This window comes from Burkholderia pyrrocinia (assembly GCF_003330765.1).
Lineage (GTDB): Bacteria > Pseudomonadota > Gammaproteobacteria > Burkholderiales > Burkholderiaceae > Burkholderia > Burkholderia pyrrocinia_B.
Map to the genome: position 1 here is coordinate 564,060 of NZ_CP024902.1, position 20,893 is coordinate 584,952.

The 20,893-nt window shown below is 66.8% G+C and carries 19 protein-coding genes; 18 read left to right on the forward strand and 1 reads right to left on the reverse strand.

Features of this window, described 5'->3' with window-relative positions; all coding sequences use genetic code 11:
* Positions 1 to 148: 148 nt before the first annotated feature.
* The 18 genes from coq7 to lpxC all read left to right on the forward strand — a co-directional run bounded on the left by coq7 (position 149) and on the right by lpxC (position 20,312).
* Entirely contained in the window at positions 149 to 775 is a 627-nt protein-coding gene (coq7, locus tag CUJ89_RS02655) for a 2-polyprenyl-3-methyl-6-methoxy-1,4-benzoquinone monooxygenase (protein ID WP_114175998.1), read from the forward strand.
* Positions 776 to 1,162: 387 nt separating this feature from the next.
* The gene (gene mraZ / locus CUJ89_RS02660) at positions 1,163 to 1,591 is read left to right on the forward strand and encodes a division/cell wall cluster transcriptional repressor MraZ (RefSeq protein ID WP_006487094.1); all 429 of its coding nucleotides are present in this window, start codon (positions 1,163 to 1,165) and stop codon (positions 1,589 to 1,591) included.
* A 23-nt stretch (positions 1,592 to 1,614) separates the two neighbouring features.
* Positions 1,615 to 2,556, forward strand: coding sequence for a 16S rRNA (cytosine(1402)-N(4))-methyltransferase RsmH (gene rsmH, locus CUJ89_RS02665; protein ID WP_011694135.1), 942 nt, complete (start codon positions 1,615 to 1,617; stop codon positions 2,554 to 2,556).
* Positions 2,553 to 2,894: a cell division protein FtsL gene (ftsL, locus tag CUJ89_RS02670; RefSeq protein WP_021159919.1), complete on the forward strand. Its 342-nt coding sequence runs from the start codon at positions 2,553 to 2,555 to the stop codon at positions 2,892 to 2,894. Before rsmH ends, ftsL begins: the two co-directional genes overlap by 4 nt.
* On the forward strand, positions 2,891 to 4,738 hold the full coding sequence (locus CUJ89_RS02675; RefSeq protein ID WP_114175999.1) for a peptidoglycan D,D-transpeptidase FtsI family protein: 1,848 nt from the start codon (positions 2,891 to 2,893) through the stop codon (positions 4,736 to 4,738). Before ftsL ends, CUJ89_RS02675 begins: the two co-directional genes overlap by 4 nt.
* Complete coding sequence (locus CUJ89_RS02680; protein WP_114176000.1) at positions 4,735 to 6,273, forward strand: UDP-N-acetylmuramoyl-L-alanyl-D-glutamate--2,6-diaminopimelate ligase; 1,539 nt, start codon at positions 4,735 to 4,737, stop codon at positions 6,271 to 6,273. The genes CUJ89_RS02675 and CUJ89_RS02680 overlap by 4 nt, the downstream gene beginning before the upstream one ends.
* The gene (locus tag CUJ89_RS02685; protein ID WP_114176002.1) at positions 6,270 to 7,676 is read left to right on the forward strand and encodes a UDP-N-acetylmuramoyl-tripeptide--D-alanyl-D-alanine ligase; all 1,407 of its coding nucleotides are present in this window, start codon (positions 6,270 to 6,272) and stop codon (positions 7,674 to 7,676) included. The genes CUJ89_RS02680 and CUJ89_RS02685 overlap by 4 nt, the downstream gene beginning before the upstream one ends.
* A gap of 16 nt (positions 7,677 to 7,692) precedes the next feature.
* Complete coding sequence (gene mraY / locus CUJ89_RS02690; protein ID WP_006477019.1) at positions 7,693 to 8,862, forward strand: phospho-N-acetylmuramoyl-pentapeptide-transferase; 1,170 nt, start codon at positions 7,693 to 7,695, stop codon at positions 8,860 to 8,862.
* Positions 8,863 to 8,890: 28 nt separating this feature from the next.
* The gene (gene murD / locus CUJ89_RS02695) at positions 8,891 to 10,402 is read left to right on the forward strand and encodes a UDP-N-acetylmuramoyl-L-alanine--D-glutamate ligase (RefSeq protein ID WP_114176003.1); all 1,512 of its coding nucleotides are present in this window, start codon (positions 8,891 to 8,893) and stop codon (positions 10,400 to 10,402) included.
* Positions 10,399 to 11,682 (forward strand): putative lipid II flippase FtsW, encoded by a 1,284-nt coding sequence (ftsW, locus tag CUJ89_RS02700; RefSeq protein ID WP_114176004.1) that lies wholly within the window; start codon positions 10,399 to 10,401, stop codon positions 11,680 to 11,682. The genes murD and ftsW overlap by 4 nt, the downstream gene beginning before the upstream one ends.
* Positions 11,679 to 12,782, forward strand: coding sequence for an undecaprenyldiphospho-muramoylpentapeptide beta-N-acetylglucosaminyltransferase (murG, locus tag CUJ89_RS02705; RefSeq protein ID WP_114176005.1), 1,104 nt, complete (start codon positions 11,679 to 11,681; stop codon positions 12,780 to 12,782). Before ftsW ends, murG begins: the two co-directional genes overlap by 4 nt.
* Positions 12,779 to 14,176 carry a UDP-N-acetylmuramate--L-alanine ligase gene (gene murC, locus CUJ89_RS02710; protein WP_114176006.1) on the forward strand — a complete coding sequence of 466 codons (1,398 nt, stop codon included), beginning with the start codon at positions 12,779 to 12,781 and terminating at the stop codon, positions 14,174 to 14,176. The genes murG and murC overlap by 4 nt, the downstream gene beginning before the upstream one ends.
* 1 nt (position 14,177) lies before the next feature.
* Positions 14,178 to 15,119: a D-alanine--D-alanine ligase gene (locus CUJ89_RS02715; RefSeq protein ID WP_114176007.1), complete on the forward strand. Its 942-nt coding sequence runs from the start codon at positions 14,178 to 14,180 to the stop codon at positions 15,117 to 15,119.
* A 19-nt stretch (positions 15,120 to 15,138) separates the two neighbouring features.
* A complete protein-coding gene (locus CUJ89_RS02720) occupies positions 15,139 to 15,891 on the forward strand; it encodes a cell division protein FtsQ/DivIB (RefSeq protein ID WP_114176008.1) in 753 nt (250 codons plus the stop codon).
* A 27-nt stretch (positions 15,892 to 15,918) separates the two neighbouring features.
* Positions 15,919 to 17,151, forward strand: coding sequence for a cell division protein FtsA (gene ftsA, locus CUJ89_RS02725; RefSeq protein ID WP_034182640.1), 1,233 nt, complete (start codon positions 15,919 to 15,921; stop codon positions 17,149 to 17,151).
* A 112-nt stretch (positions 17,152 to 17,263) separates the two neighbouring features.
* Positions 17,264 to 18,460: a cell division protein FtsZ gene (ftsZ, locus tag CUJ89_RS02735; protein ID WP_006477012.1), complete on the forward strand. Its 1,197-nt coding sequence runs from the start codon at positions 17,264 to 17,266 to the stop codon at positions 18,458 to 18,460.
* A 187-nt stretch (positions 18,461 to 18,647) separates the two neighbouring features.
* A complete protein-coding gene (locus CUJ89_RS02740) occupies positions 18,648 to 19,154 on the forward strand; it encodes a peroxiredoxin (RefSeq protein WP_114176009.1) in 507 nt (168 codons plus the stop codon).
* A gap of 240 nt (positions 19,155 to 19,394) precedes the next feature.
* On the forward strand, positions 19,395 to 20,312 hold the full coding sequence (gene lpxC / locus CUJ89_RS02745) for a UDP-3-O-acyl-N-acetylglucosamine deacetylase (protein ID WP_114176010.1): 918 nt from the start codon (positions 19,395 to 19,397) through the stop codon (positions 20,310 to 20,312).
* 78 nt (positions 20,313 to 20,390) lie between these two features.
* On the opposite strand, the gene CUJ89_RS02750 is transcribed toward lpxC, so the two are convergent.
* Complete coding sequence (locus CUJ89_RS02750) at positions 20,391 to 20,870, reverse strand: DUF721 domain-containing protein (RefSeq protein ID WP_114176011.1); 480 nt, start codon at positions 20,868 to 20,870, stop codon at positions 20,391 to 20,393.
* Positions 20,871 to 20,893: the final 23 nt, after the last annotated feature.

Genomic DNA, 20,893 nt, shown 5'->3' on the forward strand with positions numbered 1-20,893 from the left:
TGCCGCAGCTCAAGGCCGCCATGTTTCCTTTATGCAACAATGGTTAAAATCACGGGTTAACCGCAATTTCCGCTGAATAATCAAGTCGGTTACGCAGCGGACTCGTGCCCTTGCCGTTCGCGGCAGCACATGCAGCCAGGAGAACAGGATGGTGTTGGATGAACTGATCAGCGAATTCGATCGCGGCCTGCGATCGCTGACCGGCATTAGCCGGATGAGCCGCCCGGTGCCTGCGCCGGCCGAAGCGCCGGCCGTCGAACTGACGCCCGCGGAGCGTACGCATGCCGCCGGGCTGATGCGCGTGAACCACGTCGGCGAAGTCTGCGCGCAGGCGCTCTACCAGGCGCAGAAACTCACCGCGCGCACGTCGTCGGCGAAGGCGATGTTCGAGGAGGCCGCGCGCGAGGAGGAGGATCACCTCGCGTGGACCGCACACCGCCTGAAGGAACTCGATTCGCGCCCGAGCCTGCTCAACCCGCTGTGGTATGCCGGCGCGCTCGCGATCGGCGTGGCGGCCGGCACGCTCGGCGACAAGGTCAGCCTCGGCTTCATGGCCGAGACGGAGCGGCAGGTCGAGAATCATCTCGAAGGCCATATGTCCGAGCTGCCGGCGACCGACACCGCGTCGCGTGCGATCGTCGACCAGATGCGTATCGACGAGGTGAAGCACGGCAAGGCCGCGACCGACGCCGGCGGGATCGAGCTGCCGCTGCCCGCGCGGATGCTGATGCGCGCCGCGTCGAAAGTCATGACGAGCACTGCGTACTATCTCTGAGATTCGCGCCGGGGTGGCGCGTGACGTCGCCCCGGTTCGCCGCCCCTGATATCGCCCGTTTATTCCTCGTTTTCCCGCCCCCGAAAGCCCCGTCCGTACGCCAGTCTGGCCCGTCTTTCTCACGTATCACCTTCACAAGTTGCACTAGCTCATTCATTTATAACGGTTTTTGGAATGAGGGTCTGTATGAGCATGTGCGCGTAAGTCCTTGTTCTAACTAACAAAATTCGTCAAAAAAGCGGGCCGCTCCCTTGACCGTGCCACACCCTTCCTCTAAAGTGGGAGACAGTGTGAGAAAGTGTATTTTTGTGTGATTTGGCGGGCTATTCCGGCTAAATTCTCAGCATGGGTCGGGTACTTCAGGTGCCCTGAACGGGAGAGCGGAACGTGTTCCAAGGGGCGTCGGCGCTGACGCTCGATGCGAAAGGGCGGATGTCGGTGCCTGCTCGCTATCGCGAAGCGCTGCAAGGACAGGCAGAAGGACGGGTGACTGTGACCAAGCACCCGGACGGCTGCCTGTTGCTGTTTCCGCGCCCCGAATGGGAAGTGTTCCGCGCCAAGATCGCCGCGCTGCCGATGGACGCGCACTGGTGGCGGCGAATTTTTCTCGGCAATGCGATGGATGTCGATCTCGACAGCGCAGGCCGGATTCTTGTATCGCCCGAGCTGCGCATGGCGGCCGGGCTGGAAAAGGAAGTCATGTTGTTGGGAATGGGTAGTCACTTCGAGCTGTGGGATTCGCAGACCTACAACGCGAAGGAGCAGGCAGCGATGGCGCAGGGCATGCCCGACGCGCTGAAGAATTTCACATTCTGATTGCGGTGACGGAGACGCCCGCGATGGGAAACGAATTGCGGCATCGGACGGTGCTGTTGGACGAAGCGGTCGAGTCGCTCGTGACGCGGCCGGACGGCGTTTATGTCGACGGCACGTTCGGGCGCGGCGGCCACAGCCGCGCGGTGCTCGCGCGGCTGGCGTCGGCCGGGCGGCTGATCGCGTTCGACAAGGATCCGAGAGCGATCGAGACGGCGCAGGGCATCGAGGATGCGCGCTTCTCGATCGTGCATGACAGCTTTGCATCGATGCGCGACGCGCTTGCGGCGCGCGGCGTCGAGAAGGTGTCGGGTGTGTTGCTGGACCTGGGCGTGTCCTCGCCGCAGGTGGACGATCCGGCGCGCGGCTTCAGCTTCCGCGCCGATGGTCCGCTGGACATGCGAATGGATCCGACGCGCGGCGAGTCGGCGGCCGAATGGCTCGCGCGGGCTTCGGTGCAGGAACTGACGGAGGTGATACGGGATTATGGGGAAGAACGGTTTGCTTTTCAGATTGCAAAGGCGCTTGTTGCTCGCCGGGCAGAGTCCGACCGTCTTGGGCCTCTCGACACCACGGGCGAGCTTGCCCAAATCGTGGGTCACGTCGTCAAAACCCGTGAGAAGGGCAAGGATCCGGCAACCCGCACCTTTCAGGCTATACGGATTCACGTCAATCAAGAGCTTGCGGACCTGCAAGTCGTACTAGACGCGGCACTGTCGTTGCTGGAGCAAGGGGGGCGGCTGGTGGTCATCAGCTTTCATTCACTCGAGGACCGGATCGTCAAGCGATTCATGCAGGCGCACGCGAGTGCGCCTGCGGTCGATCGTCGTCTGCCGATCCGCGCCGTCGACCTCCCGAGCCCGCCGCTCAAGATCATCAGCCGCCAATTTCCGAGTGAAGCGGAAGTCGCCGCGAATCCGCGCGCCCGCTCCGCCGTGATGCGCATTGCGGAGCGCGTCACGCCATGAGCCGCTTCAATATCTTCCTGCTGATCATCGTGATGGGCTGCGCGCTGTCGGTCGTCAACTCGACGAACCAGCAGCGCCAGATCTTCATCCAGTTGCAGCGCGCGCAGTCGCAGGAGCGTCAGCTCCAGCAGGACTACGCGCAGCTTCAATATCAGCAGAGCGCGCTGTCGAAGACGTCGCGCATCGAGCAACTCGCGAACGATTCGCTGAAGATGCAGCCGATCTCGACCGGTCGCACGCAATACCTGACGCTGCCGCCGGGCGCCGCGAAGGCGATCGATGCGCCGATCCCTGCTTCGGCCGACACGGCCGGCAAGGGCAAGGGGGGCGCGCGATGAAGCCGTCGCAGAAGCGCCAGAACGTGAAATTCTCGTCGAGCCCCGTGCTGGGCGTGCATCTGCCGATGTGGCGCTCGAAGCTCGTCGTGTTCATGCTGTTCATGGCGTTCGTCGCGCTGGCCGCGCGGGCGTTCTGGATCCAGGGGCCCGGCAACGCGTTCTACCAGAAGCAGGGCGAAAGCCGCTACCAGCGCACGCTCGAGTTGCCCGCGACGCGCGGCAAGATCCTCGACCGTAACGGACTCGTGCTCGCGACGAGCCTGCCCGTGCGCGCAATCTGGGCGATTCCCGACGCGGTGCCGGACGATCTGGACGCCGACAAGATCAGCCAGCTCGGCAAGCTCCTCGGCATGACGCCGAAGGAACTGCGCGTGAAGCTGTCGGAAGACAAGGGTTTCGTCTACGTAAAACGCCAGGTGCCGATCGACATCGCGGACAAGGTTGCCGCGCTCGACATCCCGGGCATCTACCAGCGCAACGAATACAAGCGCTTCTATCCGGAAGGCGAGATCACCGCTCACCTGATCGGCTTCACGAACGTCGAGGACGAAGGGCAGGAAGGCGTCGAGCTCGGCGACCAGAAGATGCTGTCCGGCACGTCGGGCGTGCGTCGCGTGATCAAGGACCGGATGGGACACATCGTCGAGGACGTCGCCGAGCAGATCCCTCCGCATAACGGCACCGACGTCGACCTGTCGATCGACAGCAAGATCCAGTACATCGCGTACGCGAACCTGAAGGCCGCCGTCGACAAGTTCAAGGCGAAGGCCGGCGCGGCGATGGTTGTCGACGTGCGCACCGGCGAGGTGCTCGCGCTCGTCAACTACCCGACCTACAACCCGAACGACCGCTCGCGCATGACGGGCGAGCAGTTGCGCAACCGGATCATGACCGACGTGTTCGAGCCGGGTTCGATCATGAAGCCGTTCACGGTGTCGCTCGCGCTCGACCTGCATCGCGTGACGCCGAACACGCTCGTCGAAACGGGCAACGGGCATTTCGTGCTGGACGGCGCGCCGATCACCGATGACGCGGGTTTCGGCACGCTGACGGTCGGCGGCGTGATCCAGAAGTCGAGCAACATCGGCGCGACGAAGATCGCGATGACGATGCGGCCCGAGGAAATGTGGAATATGTATACCAGCATCGGCCTCGGCCAGGCGCCGAAGGTCGGCTTCCCGGGCGCGGTGGCCGGCCGCCTGCGGCCGTGGAAGAGCTGGCGCCGCATCGAGCAGGCGACGATGTCGTACGGCTACGGCCTGTCGGTGTCGCTGTTCCAGCTCGCTCGTGCGTACACGGCGATCGCGCATGACGGCGAGTTGATGCCCGTGACCATTTTCAAGACCGACCCCAACCAGCAGGTGACGGGCACGCAGGTGTTCAACCCGACCACCGCGCGCGAAGTGCGCGCGATGCTCGAGACGGTGGTCGCGCCGGGCGGCACGTCGCCGGACGCGGCGGTGCCGGGCTATCGCGTCGGCGGCAAGAGCGGCACCGCGTACAAGCATGAAGGTCACGGCTACACGCGCAAGTACCGCGCGTCGTTCGTCGGGATGGCACCGATGCCGAATCCGCGCATCGTCGTCGCGGTGTCGGTCGACGAGCCGACCGCCGGCAGCCACTTCGGCGGCCAGGTGTCCGGCCCCGTATTCTCGGCGATCGCCGGCGACACGATGCGTGCGCTCAACGTGCCGCCGAACATGCCGATCAAGCAGCTCGTCGTGTCTGACGATTCGCCGGCAGCCCCTGCCGCAACGGGGCCGCAAAAGCTGGCCGCGGGTGGCGGTGCGAAGCATATGATCGTGTCCAGCACGACGCGTAATTCACCAGGAGTTGTTCGATGAGCGCCGCCCGCAGTTCCCATCCGGCGCATCAGCAGATCGCAGCCGCGCTTGCGTGGCTGCGTCAGCATGTGGCCCCCGCGGCGCAACTGCATGCCGACACGCGCAGCCTCAAGGCCGGCGACGTGTTCCTTGCATATGCGGTAGACGGGGCAGACAACCGAGCCTTCATTGCCGACGCCGTCGCTTGCGGTGCGGCCGCCGTGCTGTATCAGCCGGAAGGGCTGGCCGCTGCGCTGGCCGTGCCTGTCGCGCTCGCGGTGCCGGCGCTCGACCAGCTCGCCGGCGAGATCGCCAGCGGCTGGTACGGCGATCCGAGCGACAGCCTGCTCGCGGTGGGCGTAACGGGCACGAACGGCAAGACTTCGTGCACGCAATGGATCGCCGCCGCGTTGACGGCGCTGCACCAGCCGTGCGCGGTGATCGGCACGCTCGGCAGCGGGATGCCCGGCCAACTCGTGCCGACGGGCTTCACGACACCCGACGCGCCGCAACTGCAGCGCAGCCTCGCGCAGTTGCGCGATGCGGGCGCGAAGGCCGTGGCGATGGAGGTGTCGTCGCACGCGCTGCACCAGGGGCGCGTGAACGGTACGGCATTCGACATCGCGGTGTTTACGAATCTCACGCAGGATCACCTCGACTATCACGGCACGTTCGATGCGTACGAGGCCGCGAAGGCGAAGCTGTTCGCATGGCGGGGCCTGCGCGCGGCGGTCGTCAACCGCGACGACGTGGCCGGGCGACGTCTGCTCGAGAAGCTGGCCGGCCGCGTGCGCACGATCGCGTACGGGATCGGCGACGCACCGGCGCCCGACGCCGATCGCGAACTGGCCGCGCTCGACGTGCGCGCCACCGCAACCGGCACGGCATTCCGCCTGCGGTCGTCGTGGGGCGACACCGACGTCGAGGTCGGCACGCTCGGCACGTTCAACGTCAGCAACCTGCTCGCCGTGCTCGGCGCGCTGCTCGCGGCCGACGTGCCGTTCGACGCGGCGATCGCCGAGATCGCACGGCTCGAGCCCGTCAATGGCCGGATGCAGCGGCTCGGCGGCCGGCTGCAGATCGACGAACCGCTCGTCGTGATCGACTACGCGCACACACCCGACGCACTTGAAAAGACGCTCGACGCGCTGCGCCCGATCGCCGCGGCGCGCGGCGGCCGGCTCGTCTGCATGTTCGGCTGCGGCGGCGATCGCGATGCGACGAAGCGGCCGCTGATGGGCGCGATCGCGGAGCGGCTTGCCGACGAAATCGTCGTCACCAGTGACAACCCGCGCAGCGAAGATCCGCGGCGCATCATCGACCAGATCGTCGCGGGCATGACCGCGCCCGATCACGCACGCCGTATCGAGGACCGCGCGAGCGCGATCCTGCAGGCGGTGCGCGGCGCCGCACGCGAGGATGTCGTCGTGCTGGCGGGCAAGGGCCACGAGGCCACGCAGGAAATCATGGGCAAGAAGCGCACGTTCTCCGACCAGGATCACGCGCGGCTCGCGCTTGCGGCACGCGCGACGCACGGCAAGGGAGGCGGCGAATGACGATGCTCAGTCTCGGCGAAGCCGCCCGCCTGATTCCCGGCGCAACCGTCCACGGCGATGCGAGCGTCACGTTCGAGCGCGTGTCGACGGACAGCCGCACGGCCGGCCCGGGCGACCTGTTCGTCGCGCTGAAAGGCGAGCGCTTCGACGCGCACGACTTTCTCGGCGATGTCGCCGCGCGCGGCGCTGCCGCGGCGCTCGTCGCGCACGTGCCGGCGGGCGTCACGATGCCGGCGATCGAGGGCGGCGAAACGCGTGCCGCGCTTGGCGCGCTCGCGCACGGCTGGCGCAAACGATTCCCGCTGCCGCTCGTCGCGGTGACGGGCAGCAACGGCAAGACGACCGTCAAGGAAATGATCGCGTCGATCTTCGCGGCGGCGGTCGGCGCCGACGCGCGGCTCGCGACGGCCGGCAACCTGAACAACGACGTCGGCCTGCCGCTCACGCTGCTGCGCCTGTCGGCCGTGCATCGCCTCGCGGTGATCGAACTCGGCATGAATCACCCGGGCGAGACCGAGATCCTCGCGCGCCTCGCGGCGCCGACGGTCGCGCTCGTCAACAACGCGCAGCGCGAGCACCAGGAATTCATGGCGACGGTCGAAGCCGTTGCGCTCGAACACGCGGCCGTGATCCACGCGCTGCCGCCGGACGGTGTCGCGGTGTTCCCGGCCGACGATGCGTACGCGGGCATCTGGCGTGTCGCGGCGACCGGCAACCGGATCCTCGATTTCGCGCTGCACGATGCCGAACGGCAGAACGACGCGCAGGTCGCCGGTCGTCTTCACGGCGGCGAACTCGCGATCGACACGCCGGCCGGCGCCGTCACGGTGCGGCTGCGCGCGCTCGGCGAGCACAACGCACGCAACGCGCTGGCCGCGACGGCCGCAGCGCTGGGCGCCGGCGTCGCGCTGTCGGCGATCAGGCAGGGCCTCGAATCGTTCGAGCCGGTCAAGGGCCGGCTGCAGGTGAAGCAGGCGGTCGCAGGCAGCCTCGCGGGCGCGACGGTCGTCGACGATACGTACAACGCGAATCCCGATTCGATGCGTGCCGCGATCGACGTGCTCGCCGCGCAACCGGCGCCGCGCGTGCTGGTGATCGGTGACATGGGCGAGGTCGGCGACGAAGGGCCGGCATTCCATCGCGAGATCGGTGCCTACGCGCGCGAGCGCGGGATCGACGCGCTGTTCGCGCTCGGCGACGCGTCGCGCGATGCCTGTACGGCCTACGGCGACACGGCCCGCCATTTCGGCGACGTCGGCTCGCTCGTGTCGGCGCTGCTCGCGGCGGGCTACGGCGCGCAGGCGACGGTGCTCGTGAAGGGCTCGCGGTACATGAAGATGGAGCGCGTGATCGACGCGCTGACGAATCAACCCGCAGCGGGCACAGCGCCCGCTGCCCACTGAGTAGAAGGAAGGAAGCATGCTGCTGGCGCTGGCGCAATGGCTCCAAGGAGATGCAAGCTTTTTGCGCTTGTTCACGTACCTCACGTTCCGTGCGGTGATGGCCACCATCACCGCGCTCGGGATCGGGCTCGTGTGCGGACCGTGGGTGATCCGCAAGCTGACGCAAATGAAGGTCGGGCAGGCCGTGCGCAAGGACGGCCCGCAGACGCACCTCGTCAAGTCCGGCACGCCGACGATGGGCGGCGTGCTGATCCTGATCGGCATCGCGGTCGCGACGCTGCTGTGGGGCGACCTGACGAACCGTTTCATCTGGATCGTGATGCTCGTCACGTTCGGTTTCGGCGTGATCGGCTGGGTCGACGACTACCGCAAGGTCGTCCACAAGGACCCGCGCGGGATGTCGTCGCGCGAGAAGTATTTCTGGCAATCGGTGATCGGGCTGTTCGCAGCCGTCTACCTCGCATTCAGCGTGTCCGAAGCGAACAACGTGCGCGTGTTCGACCTGTTCATGGCGTGGGTGAGGAGCGGCCTGTCGATGGGGCTGCCGGCACGCGCCGACCTGATGCTGCCGTTCCTGAAGTCGATCAGCTACCCGCTTGGCGTATGGGGCTTCATCGTGCTGACCTACTTCGTGATCGTCGGCGCGAGCAATGCGGTGAACCTGACCGATGGCCTCGACGGCCTCGTGATCATGCCGGTCGTGCTGGTCGGCGCGTCGCTGGGTGTGTTCGCGTACGTGATGGGCAGCGCGGTCTATTCAAAATACCTGCTGTTCCCGCACATCCCGGGCGCAGGCGAACTGCTGATCTTCTGTTCCGCGATGGGCGGGGCCGGGCTCGCGTTCCTCTGGTACAACACGCACCCCGCGCAAGTGTTCATGGGCGACGTCGGCGCGCTGGCGCTCGGCGGCGCGCTCGGCACGGTCGCGGTGATCGTGCGCCAGGAAATCGTGCTGTTCATCATGGGCGGCATCTTCGTCGCGGAAACGCTGTCGGTGATGCTGCAGGTTTCGTGGTTCAAGTACACGAAAAAGCGCTACGGCGAAGGGCGGCGCCTGCTGAAGATGGCGCCGCTGCATCACCATTTCGAATTGTCCGGCTGGAAGGAAACGCAGGTGGTGGTGCGTTTCTGGATCATCACGCTGATGCTGTGCCTGTTCGGTCTGACCACCCTCAAGCTGCGGTAAAGGAAAGGTAACAAGGATGTCTGGCGAGATGTTTGGAGATCGGCAACGGCCGATGGTGCTCGTACTGGGGCTCGGGGAATCGGGTCTCGCGATCGCGCGATGGTGCGCGAGGCACGGGTGCCGGCTGCGGATTGCCGATACTCGCGAGGCGCCGCCCAACCTTGCCGCGCTGCAGGCCGAAGGCATCGACGCGGAATTCGTCGGCGGGGCGTTCGCGCCCGCGCTGCTCGACGGCGGTGTCGAGATCGTCGGGCTGAGCCCCGGGCTGTCGCCGCTCGAACCGGAACTCGCGGCGCTGGCCGCGGCCGCGAACGAGCGCGGGATCGCGGTGTGGGGCGAACTGGAATTCTTCGCGCAGGCGCTGCGCGCGCTCGGCACGAGCGGCTACCAGCCGAAGGTGCTTGCCATCACGGGCACCAACGGCAAGACGACGACGACGAGCCTCGCGGGCCTGCTGTGCCGGCGCGCGGGCAAGAAGGTCGCCGTCGCGGGCAACATCAGCCCCGCGATGCTCGACCGGCTCGCGGGCGCGATCGACGAAACGGCGCTGCCCGACGTGTGGGTGCTCGAACTGTCGAGCTTTCAGCTCGAGACCGCGCGCACGTTCGCGCCCGATGCGGCCGCGCTCCTCAACATCACGCAGGACCACCTCGACTGGCACGGCAGTTTCGACGCGTACGCGCAGGCAAAGGGCCGGATCTTCGGCGCGACGACGACGCGCGTGCTGAACCGCGACGATGCCGCCGTGATGAAGTTCGCGCCGGCGGCGGGCGCGGCCGACGCGCCGCGCACGGTCACGTTCGGCCTGAACGAACCGGCGCAAGACGGCGACTACGGGCTGTCCCGCGACAACGGCATCGCGTGGCTGGTGGAAGCCGTCGATCGCGACGCGCCGGATGAAACGGCGACGAGCCGCCGGCGCAAGCGCGACGCCGCGCATACGCCCGACATCGCGCAGAAGCGCCTGATGCCGGCCGATGCGCTCCGCATTCGCGGGCTGCACAACGCGGCGAACGCGCTGGCCGCATTCGCGCTCGCGCGTGCGATCGACCTGCCTGCCGCGCCGCTGCTGCACGCGCTGCGCGAATACCGCGGCGAAGCGCATCGCGTCGAAGTGATCGCGACGATCGACGACGTGGACTACGTCGACGACAGCAAGGGGACGAACGTCGGCGCGACGGTTGCCGCGCTCGACGGGCTCGCTCAGACGATCGTGCTGATCGCGGGCGGGGACGGCAAGGGACAGGATTTCGCGCCGCTGGTCGCGCCGGTCGCACGCTGGTGCCGCGCGGTGATGCTGATCGGCCGCGATGCGCCGGCGATCCGCGACACGCTCGCCGAAACGGGCGTGCCGCTCGCCGACCACGCGACGCTCGAAGGTGCGGTGCATGCGGCGGCCGACCTGGCGGAGCCGGGCGATGCGGTGCTGCTGTCGCCCGCGTGCGCGAGCCTCGACATGTTCAGGAACTACGCCCATCGCGCGGATGTGTTCCGCGCGGCGGTCGACGAAATCGCCATCGACAAAGGAGCGACGCCATGAGCTGGTCCGATCGCCTCGTCTCCCGTTTCAACGACCGGCGCGATGCCGGCGGCAATGCCGCCGGCGGTCGCGTCGCATCGGCCACGCGCGCCGCGACGGGCGGCCTCGCGAGCGTCGTCAACGGCGTGCGCCCGAGCCGTTCGCGGATGCTCGACTTCGACTACTCGCTGCTGTGGGTGGCGATCGCGCTGCTCGGGCTCGGCGTCGTGATGGTGTATTCGGCGTCGATCGCGATGCCCGATTCGCCGAAATACGCGTCGTATCACGACTACGCGTTCCTGATGCGCCACGTCATCTCGCTCGTCGTTGCGTTCATCGCGGCGGTGATCGCGTTCCGCGTGCCGGTGTCGACGTGGGACAAGTACGCGCCGCATCTCTTCCTGATCGCGCTCCTCAGCCTCGTGATCGTGCTGATCCCGCACGTCGGCAAGGGCGTGAACGGTGCGCGCCGCTGGATTCCGCTCGGCATCACGAACATGCAGCCGTCGGAAATCATGAAGCTCGCGGTGACGATCTACGCGGCGAACTACACGGTGCGCAAGCAGGAATACATGCAGAGCTTCGCGAAGGGCTTCCTGCCGATGGCGTTCGCGGTCGGGCTGGTCGGTGCGCTGCTGCTGCTCGAGCCGGACATGGGCGCGTTCATGGTGGTCGCCGCAATCGCGATGGGCGTGCTGTTCCTCGGCGGCGTGAACGGCAAGCTGTTCGGCGGCCTCGTCGCGACGGCGGTCGGCACCTTCACGATGCTGGTGTGGCTGTCGCCGTGGCGTCGCGAGCGGATCTTCGCGTATCTCGATCCGTGGGACGAGCGCTACGCGCAAGGCAAGGCCTACCAGCTCACGCACTCGCTGATCGCATTCGGCCGCGGCGAGTGGTTCGGCGTCGGCCTCGGCGGCAGCGTCGAGAAGCTGAACTACCTGCCGGAAGCGCATACCGACTTCATCCTCGCGGTGATCGGCGAGGAACTCGGCTTCGTCGGCGTGCTGGTCGTGATCCTGCTGTTCTACTGGATCGTGCGCCGCGCGTTCGAGATCGGCCGCCAGGCGCTCGCGCTCGACCGCACGTTCGCGGGCCTGACGGCGAAGGGCATCGGCATCTGGTTCGGCGCGCAGGCGTTCATCAACATGGGCGTGAACCTCGGGCTGCTGCCGACCAAGGGCCTGACGCTGCCGCTCGTGAGCTACGGCGGCTCGGGGATCCTGCTCAACTGCGTCGCGATCGCGGTGTTGCTGCGCGTCGACTATGAAAGTCGCGTCCTGATGCGCGGAGGGAAGGTATGACCGCAGCACGACGCACGCTGATGGTGATGGCAGGCGGCACCGGGGGCCACGTGTTCCCGGGGCTCGCGGTCGCACACCGGATGGAAGCGGCGGGCTGGCGCGTCGTGTGGCTCGGCAATCCGGCCGGGATGGAAGCGACGCTCGTGCCGAAGCACGGCATTCCGATGGAGTACGTGCGTTTCGGCGGATTGCGTGGCAAGGGCCTGAAGACCAAGCTGACGCTGCCGCTCAACCTGCTGCGCGCATGCTGGCAGAGCCTCGGCGCGCTACGTCGCGTGCGGCCGGACGTCGTGCTCGGGATGGGTGGCTACATCACGTTCCCGGCGGGCGTGATGGCCGCGCTGTCGGGGCGTCCGCTCGTGCTGCATGAACAGAATTCGATCGCGGGCCTCGCGAACAAGGTGCTCGCGAAATTCGCGAAACGCGTGCTCGTCGCGTTCCCGGGCGCGCTGCCGCACGCGGAATGGACGGGCAACCCGATTCGCGCGGAACTTGCGCGCACGGAACCGCCCAAAGCACGCTATGCATCGCGCAGCGGCCCGCTGAACGTGCTCGTCGTCGGCGGCAGCCTCGGTGCGGCCGCGCTGAACGAAGTCGTGCCGCGCGCGCTGGCGATGCTGGCGCAGGGCGAACACCCGCGCATCGTGCACCAGGCCGGCGCGAAGCACATCGACGCGCTGAAGACGAATTACGAAGCGGCCGGTTTCGCGGCCGGCGAAGACGTGCGGCTGGTGCCGTTCATCGACGACATGGCGGCCGCGTATGCGGCGGCGGATCTCGTGATCTGCCGGTCGGGCGCGATGACGGTGTCGGAGATCGCGGCGGTGGGCGTGGCGGCGCTGTTCGTGCCGTTCCCGTACGCGGTCGACGATCACCAGACGACCAACGCCGCGTTCCTCGCCGATGCGGGCGCGGCCGTGCTGGTGCAACAACGCGACCTGTCGGCGGAACTGCTCGCCGACTGGCTGCGCGGCCAGTCGCGGGCATCGCTCGCGGACATGGCGGAACGTTCGCGCGCGTTGGCGAAGCCCGAGGCCACCGACGAGGTCGCGCGCGTATGCGCGAAGGCGGCCGGCGCGAACCTGGAAAAACTGCAATGAAACACATCGTCAAACACATTCATTTCGTCGGGATCGGCGGCGCGGGCATGAGCGGCATCGCCGAAGTGCTCGTCAATCTCGGCTACGAGGTCAGCGGCTCTGACCTGTCGCGCAACGCGGTGACCGATCGTCTCCAGGCGCTCGGCGCACGGATCGCGATCGGCCACGATGCGGCGAACATCGAGGGCGCGAACGCGGTCGTCGTGTCGACGGCCGTGCGCTCGGACAACCCGGAAGTGCTGGCCGCGCGCCACCAGGGCGTGCCGATCGTGCAGCGCGCGGTGATGCTCGCGGAGCTGATGCGCCTGAAGCAGGGGATCGCGATCGCCGGCACGCACGGCAAGACCACGACGACGAGCCTCGTCGCGAGCGTGCTCGCGGCGGGCGGCCTCGATCCGACCTTCGTGATCGGCGGGCGGCTGATCAGCGCCGGCGCGAATGCGCGGCTCGGCACGGGCGATTTCATCGTTGCCGAGGCCGACGAGTCGGACGCGTCGTTCCTGAACCTGTATCCGGTGATCGAAGTCATCACGAACATCGACGCCGACCACATGGACACCTACGGCCACGATTTCGCGCGGCTCAAGCAGGCGTTCATCGAATTCACGCAGCGCCTGCCGTTCTACGGCAGCGCGGTCGTGTGCGTCGACGATCCGAACGTGCGGCAGATCATCCCGTTCATCTCGAAGCCGGTCGTGCGCTACGGCCTGTCGCCGGACGCGCAGGTGCGCGCGGAAGATATCGATGCGCGCGACGGCCGGATGCACTTCACGGTGATCCGCGAAGGGCGCGCGCCGCTTGCGGTCGTGCTGAACATGCCGGGCCTGCACAACGTGCAGAACGCGCTCGCGGCGATCGCGATCGCGACCGACCTCGGCGTGGCGGACGATGCGATCCAGCAGGCGCTGGCGGAATTCAACGGTGTCGGCCGGCGCTTCCAGCGTTACGGCGAGGTGCCGACCGCGGACGGCGGCCAGTACACGCTGATCGACGACTACGGCCATCACCCGGTCGAGATGGCGGCGACGATCGCGGCCGCGCGCGGCGCGTTCCCGGGCCGCCGCCTCGTGCTGGCGTTCCAGCCGCACCGCTACACGCGCACGCGCGACTGCTTCGACGATTTCGTCAACGTGCTGTCGACGGTCGACGCGCTGGTGCTGACGGAAGTCTACGCGGCCGGCGAGGCCGCGATCGCGACGGCCAACGGCGACGCGCTGTCGCGCGCGCTGCGCGCGGTCGGGAAGGTTGACCCGGTGTTCGTCGCGACGGTCGACGACGTGCCGGACGCACTGGCGAAGGTCGCGCAGACCGGCGACGTGGTGATCACGATGGGCGCGGGTTCGATCGGCGGCGTGCCGGCGAAGGTCGTGCAACACATTCAACAGAAGGCATGACATGAGCGGGATCGATCCGAAACGTTTCGGCAAGGTGGCGGTGTTGTTCGGCGGCGAATCCGCCGAGCGCGAGGTGTCGCTTACCTCGGGCCGCCTCGTGCTGCAGGGCCTGCGTGACGCGGGCGTCGATGCGCATCCGTTCGACCCGGCCGAGCGGCCGCTGTCGGCGCTGAAGGACGAAGGCTTCGTGCGTGCATTCAACGCGCTGCACGGCGGCTACGGCGAGAACGGCCAGATCCAGGGCGCGCTCGATTTCTACGGGATCCGCTACACGGGCAGCGGCGTGCTCGGGTCGGCGCTCGGCCTCGACAAGTTCCGCACGAAGCTCGTATGGCAGCAGACGGGCGTGCCGACGCCGCCGTTCGAAACGGTAATGCGCGGCGACGACCTCGCGGCGCGCGCGACGGAAATCGTCGCGAAGCTCGGCCTGCCGCTGTTCGTGAAGCCGGCGAGCGAAGGCTCGAGCGTCGCGGTGCTGAAGGTGAAGACGGCCGACGCGCTGCCGGCCGCGCTCGAGGAAGCCGCGACGCACGACAAGATCGTGATCGTCGAGAAGAGCATCGAAGGCGGCGGCGAATACACCGCGTGCATCGCCGGCGATCTCGACCTGCCGCTGATCAAGATCGTGCCGGCGGGCGAGTTTTACGACTACCACGCGAAGTACGTCGCCGACGATACCCAGTACCTGATCCCGTGCGGCCTGCCGGCCGAGCAGGAAGCGGAACTGAAGCGCATCGCGCGCCGCGCGTTCGACGTGCTCGGCTGCACCGACTGGGGCCGCGCGGATTTCATGCTCGACGCGGCCGGCAATGCGTATTTCCTGGAAGTGAACACGGCCCCCGGGATGACCGACCACTCGCTGCCGCCGAAGGCCGCGCGCGCGGTCGGCATCGGCTATTCGGAGCTGGTCGTGAAGGTGCTGTCGCTTACGCTCAACGACTGACGCAGGAACGGAACGACGTATGTGGAACAACGTTCGCCAACTCAACCTTGCCGCCAGCGCGCTGTACGCGCTGTTGCTGCTCGTGTTGGCGGCGGCCGGCTGCTACTGGCTGATCCAGCGCCCGACGTTCGCGCTGCGCGAGATCCGGATCGACGGCGACACCGAGCACATCAACACGCCGACGGTGCGCGCGGGCGTGGTCGGCCGGCTGAAGGGCAATTTCTTCACGGTCGATCTCGACACGGCGCGTGCCGCGTTCGAGCAGATGCCCTGGGTGCGCCACGCAAGCGTGCGCCGGGTGTGGCCGAATGCGCTGGCTGTCACGCTCGAGGAGTACAAACCGCTCGGGACCTGGGGCAGCGACCAGCTCGTGAGCGTCGACGGCGAACTGTTCACCGCGAACCAGGGCGAGCTGGATCAGGAACTGCCGGCGTTCGACGGTCCGGAGGGCAGTGCGAAGGAAGTCGTCACGCGGTACCGCGACTTCGGGAAATGGTTTGCGCCGCTGAAGGTGGCGCCGGAAGAAGTGACGCTGTCGGCGCGGTACGCGTGGACGGTGAAGCTGTCGAACGGCATGCAGGTGGAGCTGGGCAAGGAGCGCAACAACGAATCGCTGCATGACCGGAGCCAGCGCCTTGTCGCCGCATGGCCGGCGGTCACGGAGCGCTGGGGCAACGACATCGAGTACGCGGACCTGCGCTATCCGAACGGATTCGCGATTCGCGCGGCAGGCATGCGGTTCCTGACCGATACCGACAAGCGCAAGAAGTAAACGAGAGATCACACGCAAGAGCACTTTATGAGCAAAGACTACAAGGATCTGCTGGTTTCCCTCGACATCGGCACGTCGAAGGTGGTGGCCATCGTCGCCGAGCTGAAGGGCGAGGGCCATTACGAGGTGATCGGTCTCGGCCAGAGCGAATCGAAGGGTCTGAAGAAAGGCGTGGTGGTCAACATCGAGGCCACCGTGCAGTCGATCCAGCGCGCGCTCGAGGAAGCCGAGCTGATGGCCGACTGCAAGATCACCAACGTGTTCACGGGGATCGCGGGCAGTCACATCCGCAGCTTCAACTCGAGCGGGATGGTCGCGATCAAGGACAAGGAAGTCACGCAGACCGACGTCGCGCGCGTGATCGAGACCGCGAAGGCGATCAACATCCCGACCGACCAGCAGGTGCTGCACATCCTCACGCAGGAATTCATCATCGACGGCCAGGAAGACGTGCGCGAGCCGATCGGGATGAGCGGCATCCGCCTCGAGGTGAAGGTGCACATCGTGACGGGCGCGGTGAGCGCCGCGCAGAACATCGTCAAGTGCGTGCGCCGCTGCGGGCTCGAAGTGAACGACCTGATCCTGCAGCCGCTCGCGTCGTCGCTGGCCGTGCTGACGGAAGACGAAAAGGATCTCGGCGTGGTGCTGGTCGACGTCGGCGGCGGCACGACCGACATCGCGATCTTCGCCGAAGGCGCGATCCGCCACACCGCGGTGATTCCGATCGCCGGCGACCAGATCACGAGCGACATCGCGATGGCGCTGCGCACGCCGACGCCGGATGCGGAAGACATCAAGGTCGGCTACGGGATCGCGAAGCAGGCGCTCGCCGACCCGGACGAGATGGTCGAAGTGCCGGGCCTCGGCGAACGCGGCCCGCGCACGCTGTCGCGCCAGGCGCTCGCGGCCGTGATCGAGCCGCGCGTCGAGGAACTGTTCTCGCTCGTGCAGCAGGTCGTGCGCGAATCGGGTTACGAAGAACTGCTGAGCTCCGGCGTGGTCATTACCGGCGGTGCCGCGATGATGCCGGGCATGGTCGAGCTCGGCGAAGACATTTTCCTGAAACCGGTGCGCATCGGCGCGCCGGAGTATGCAGGCGGCCTCTCCGACGTCGTGCGCAATCCGCGCTACTCGACGGCGATGGGGCTGCTCGTCGAAGGCAGCGCTCAGCGCATGCGCGGCCGCAAGGTCGCCGTGCAGTCCGGCAACGCGGGGCAGGTTTTCTCGCGGATGAAGGAATGGTTCCTGAGCAACTTCTGACGAACCGAATTGAAATTCGCGCTGGTGCCGGCGGCTGGCGCGCGACAGGGGGTTGCCCGATCTCCTGCCGAATAACGGCCGAGTAGCAGTCATTCTCTTGACGGAGGCAACAATGGAATTCGAAATGCTGGAAACCGAGACCAACGGCACCATCATCAAGGTGGTCGGCGTTGGCGGCGCTGGCGGCAATGCCGTACAGCACATGATCAACCGCGGCGTGCAGGGCGTCGACTTCATCGTGATGAACACCGACGCCCAGGCGCTGTCGCGTTCGCGTGCATCGTCGGTGATCCAGCTTGGCAACACGGGCCTTGGCGCCGGTGCGAAGCCGGAAATGGGCCGTGCGGCAGCGGAAGAAGCGCGTGAGCGCATCGCCGACGCACTGCGCGGCGCGCACATGGTGTTCATTACGGCCGGCATGGGCGGCGGTACGGGCACGGGTGCGGCACCGGTGGTTGCGCAGATTGCGAAGGAGATGGGCATCCTGACGGTTGGTGTCGTCAGCAAGCCGTTCGAGTTCGAAGGCGGCAAGCGCATGCGCGTCGCTGAAGCAGGTTCGCAGCAACTGGAGGATCACGTCGACTCGCTGATCGTCGTGCTGAACGACAAGCTGTTCGACGTGATGGGCGATGACGCCGAGATGGACAAGTGCTTCCAGTGCGCGGACGACGTGTTGAACAACGCGGTCGCAGGCATCGCGGAAATCATCAACGTCGATGGCCTCGTGAACGTCGACTTCGAAGACGTGAAGACGGTGATGGGCGAGCAGGGCAAGGCGATGATGGGCACGGCGACGGTCGCCGGCGTCGATCGCGCACGCCTCGCGGCGGAACAGGCCGTGGCGAGCCCGCTGCTCGAAGGCGTCGATCTGTCGGGCGCGCGCGGCGTGCTGGTCAACATCACGTCGAGCCGTTCGCTGCGCCTGTCGGAAACGCGCGAAGTGATGAACACCATCAAGAGCTACGCGGCGGAAGATGCCACGGTGATCTTCGGTGCGGTGTACGACGACGCGATGGGCGATGCTTTGCGCGTGACGGTCGTGGCGACGGGTCTGGGCCGTGCGGCGAAGAAGCAGCAGTCGGCACCGATGACGCTGCTGCGCACGGGTACGGACAACCAGCCGGTCAGCGCGGTGTCGCACGGTTATGCACAGCCGCATCACGTCAGCACGGCCGACTACGGCGCGCTCGATACGCCGGCGGTGTGGCGCAACTCGCGCGAAACCGCGGCATCGCACGTGCAGGCGCTGCAGGAGAAGGGTGTCGATACCTACGACATCCCGGCTTTCCTGCGCAAGCAGGCTGACTGACGCAAACACAGGCGAAGCCGCGGCGGAATCGCCGCGGTATCGCCGGCGTGACGGATGCTACGGACCACGACAGGCCGCGTCGGCTGCGACGCAGGGCCGGGAAACGTGCCCTCTTCGCTTCGGCGGGGCGGGATGGATCGTGCTGTCCGCAACACGCTGAAAACCGTATCGCTATGAGGGACCAGCCATGATTCAAGTGGGCGACGCGCTGCCCGACGCGCAATTGTTCGAGTTCATCGACGACGCGCGCGAAGGCTGCACGCTGGGGCCGAACGCCTGCAGCGTGCGCGACCAGGTCGTGGGAAAGCGGGTGGTGATCTTCGGATTGCCGGGCGCTTTCACACCGACCTGCTCGGCGCAGCATGTACCGGGCTACGTCGAACACGCCGAGCAACTGCGCTCGGCGGGTATCGACGAGATCTGGTGCGTGTCTGTCAACGATGCATTCGTGATGGGCGCATGGGGACGTGATCTGCACACCGCGGGCAAGGTGCGCATGATGGCGGACGGCAGCGCGGCTTTCACTCATGCGCTGGGGCTGACGCAGGATTTGTCCGCGCGTGGCATGGGAATTCGTTCCCTGCGCTACGCGATGGTGATTGACGGCGGTGTGGTCAAGACGCTGGCCGTCGAAGCGCCGGGCAAGTTCGAAGTGAGCGATGCGGCGAGTGTTCTCGCGACGTTGACGTCCTGATCGTGCGGTGCGCCGTTGCCTGCCGGCAACGCTGCTCACCGGCCTCAGGGCAGTTGTAACACGGGCCGATGACCGGAAACGCCTCCGTTCCGGGCATCGGCCCGTCCCGTATCGGCGCGGGTAAACTGCCGAAACAGATTGATACGCAGTTTCAAACAGCGTTGAATAGGGAATTACGCTATAATCCGCCCTATCGAATATAACTCCTGATTGATATCTTCAATCAAGACGAAGAACACCATGCTGAAGCAGCGCACCATCAAATCGATCGTGAAGACCGTGGGTATCGGTCTCCACTCGGGCCGCAAGATCGAACTGACGCTCCGTCCGGCCGCGCCGGGCACGGGCATCGTCTTTTCGCGCGTCGACCTGCCCACGCCCGTCGATATTCCCGCCTCGGCGATGTCGATCGGCGACACGCGGCTCGCGTCGGTGCTGCAGAAGGATGGCGCGCGCGTGTCGACGGTCGAGCACCTGATGTCGGCATGCGCCGGCCTCGGTATCGACAACCTTTATGTCGACGTGACGGCCGAGGAAATCCCGATCATGGACGGCAGCGCGGCGACCTTCGTGTTCCTGATCCAGTCCGCCGGCATCGAAGAGCAGAACGCGCCGAAGCGCTTCATCAAGGTGACGAAGCCGGTCGAAATTCGCGACGGCGACAAGTTCGCGCGTCTCGATCCGTATTTCGGCTTCAAGCTGAAGTTCTCGATCGACTTCCGCCACCCGGCCGTCGACAAGACCGGCCAGGAGCTCGAGGTCGACTTCGCCAATACGTCGTACGTGCGCGAGATCGCACGTGCACGCACGTTCGGCTTCGCACATGAAGCCGAGATGCTGCGCGAGCTGGGCCTGGCGCGCGGCGGCAGCATGGACAACGCGATCGTGCTCGACGAGTACCGCATCCTGAACAACGACGGGCTGCGCTACGACGACGAGTTCGTGAAGCACAAGATGCTCGACGCGATCGGCGACCTATACGTGGTCGGCCATCCGCTGCTGGCGTCGTACACCGCGTACAAGTCGGGGCACGGGCTGAACAACGCGCTGCTGCGCGAACTGCTCGCGCACGAGGACGCGTACGAGATCGTCACGTTCGACGATCCGCAGACTGCGCCGAGCGGCTTCGCGTTCGACGCGCAGACGGCCTTCGCCTGACCGGCGTTCGGCACCGGCAAAAAAAAAAGCGGCCTGCGGGCCGCTTTTTTGTTGCCGGCTGCCGCCGGTGTCGTGCGCTCAGCGCGGAGATTTCGTGCCGTGCCGTGCCGCCATCCGGGCGAGCGCGGCCTGCAGTGGCGACGGTTCGAGGTGGTCGGCGAGGTCGCGCAATGCGGCGGCGCCGACCGAGGTCATCCGCGCCTGCTTCACGTGCGGCGGCTCCGGCGCGTCCTGCGGCCGCACGCGCACGCGCAGCGTCGCGACGGGCCAGCCGCGCTTTTGGAGATCGCCGAGCAGCCGCGGCTCGACCTGCCGCAGCCGGGCGGCCAGCGCATTGTGCGCGGCAAAGAGGGTCAGGGTGCCGTCCTTGATGAAGGCCGGTTCGACATGATTCGCAAGATAGTCGGGCAGGAGCGCGCACAGATCGCGCTGCAGCGATGCGACCTGCTCAACGCCGGCGCGCAGCGCCGTGAACGCGTCGGTGCGGTTGAGCACTTCGGACACGGGTTGCGGGCGATGCGCGGCGAGCGGGCCGAAACGCTTGGAAAATCGGTTCATCGAGGCATTCTTCGGGCGCGCAC

Coding starts and splice junctions, on each gene's coding strand:
- ftsW (WP_114176004.1), top strand. CDS start 10,399: ATGAGCTGGTCCGATCGCCTCGTCTCCCGTTTCAACGACCGGCGCGAT.
- murC (WP_114176006.1), top strand. CDS start 12,779: ATGAAACACATCGTCAAACACATTCATTTCGTCGGGATCGGCGGCGCG.
- murD (WP_114176003.1), top strand. CDS start 8,891: ATGTTTGGAGATCGGCAACGGCCGATGGTGCTCGTACTGGGGCTCGGG.
- CUJ89_RS02750 (WP_114176011.1), bottom strand. CDS start 20,870: ATGAACCGATTTTCCAAGCGTTTCGGCCCGCTCGCCGCGCATCGCCCG.
- mraY (WP_006477019.1), top strand. CDS start 7,693: ATGCTGCTGGCGCTGGCGCAATGGCTCCAAGGAGATGCAAGCTTTTTG.
- CUJ89_RS02715 (WP_114176007.1), top strand. CDS start 14,178: ATGAGCGGGATCGATCCGAAACGTTTCGGCAAGGTGGCGGTGTTGTTC.
- ftsA (WP_034182640.1), top strand. CDS start 15,919: ATGAGCAAAGACTACAAGGATCTGCTGGTTTCCCTCGACATCGGCACG.
- coq7 (WP_114175998.1), top strand. CDS start 149: ATGGTGTTGGATGAACTGATCAGCGAATTCGATCGCGGCCTGCGATCG.
- lpxC (WP_114176010.1), top strand. CDS start 19,395: ATGCTGAAGCAGCGCACCATCAAATCGATCGTGAAGACCGTGGGTATC.
- CUJ89_RS02680 (WP_114176000.1), top strand. CDS start 4,735: ATGAGCGCCGCCCGCAGTTCCCATCCGGCGCATCAGCAGATCGCAGCC.
- CUJ89_RS02685 (WP_114176002.1), top strand. CDS start 6,270: ATGACGATGCTCAGTCTCGGCGAAGCCGCCCGCCTGATTCCCGGCGCA.
- ftsZ (WP_006477012.1), top strand. CDS start 17,264: ATGGAATTCGAAATGCTGGAAACCGAGACCAACGGCACCATCATCAAG.
- rsmH (WP_011694135.1), top strand. CDS start 1,615: ATGGGAAACGAATTGCGGCATCGGACGGTGCTGTTGGACGAAGCGGTC.
- CUJ89_RS02740 (WP_114176009.1), top strand. CDS start 18,648: ATGATTCAAGTGGGCGACGCGCTGCCCGACGCGCAATTGTTCGAGTTC.
- CUJ89_RS02720 (WP_114176008.1), top strand. CDS start 15,139: ATGTGGAACAACGTTCGCCAACTCAACCTTGCCGCCAGCGCGCTGTAC.
- ftsL (WP_021159919.1), top strand. CDS start 2,553: ATGAGCCGCTTCAATATCTTCCTGCTGATCATCGTGATGGGCTGCGCG.
- CUJ89_RS02675 (WP_114175999.1), top strand. CDS start 2,891: ATGAAGCCGTCGCAGAAGCGCCAGAACGTGAAATTCTCGTCGAGCCCC.
- murG (WP_114176005.1), top strand. CDS start 11,679: ATGACCGCAGCACGACGCACGCTGATGGTGATGGCAGGCGGCACCGGG.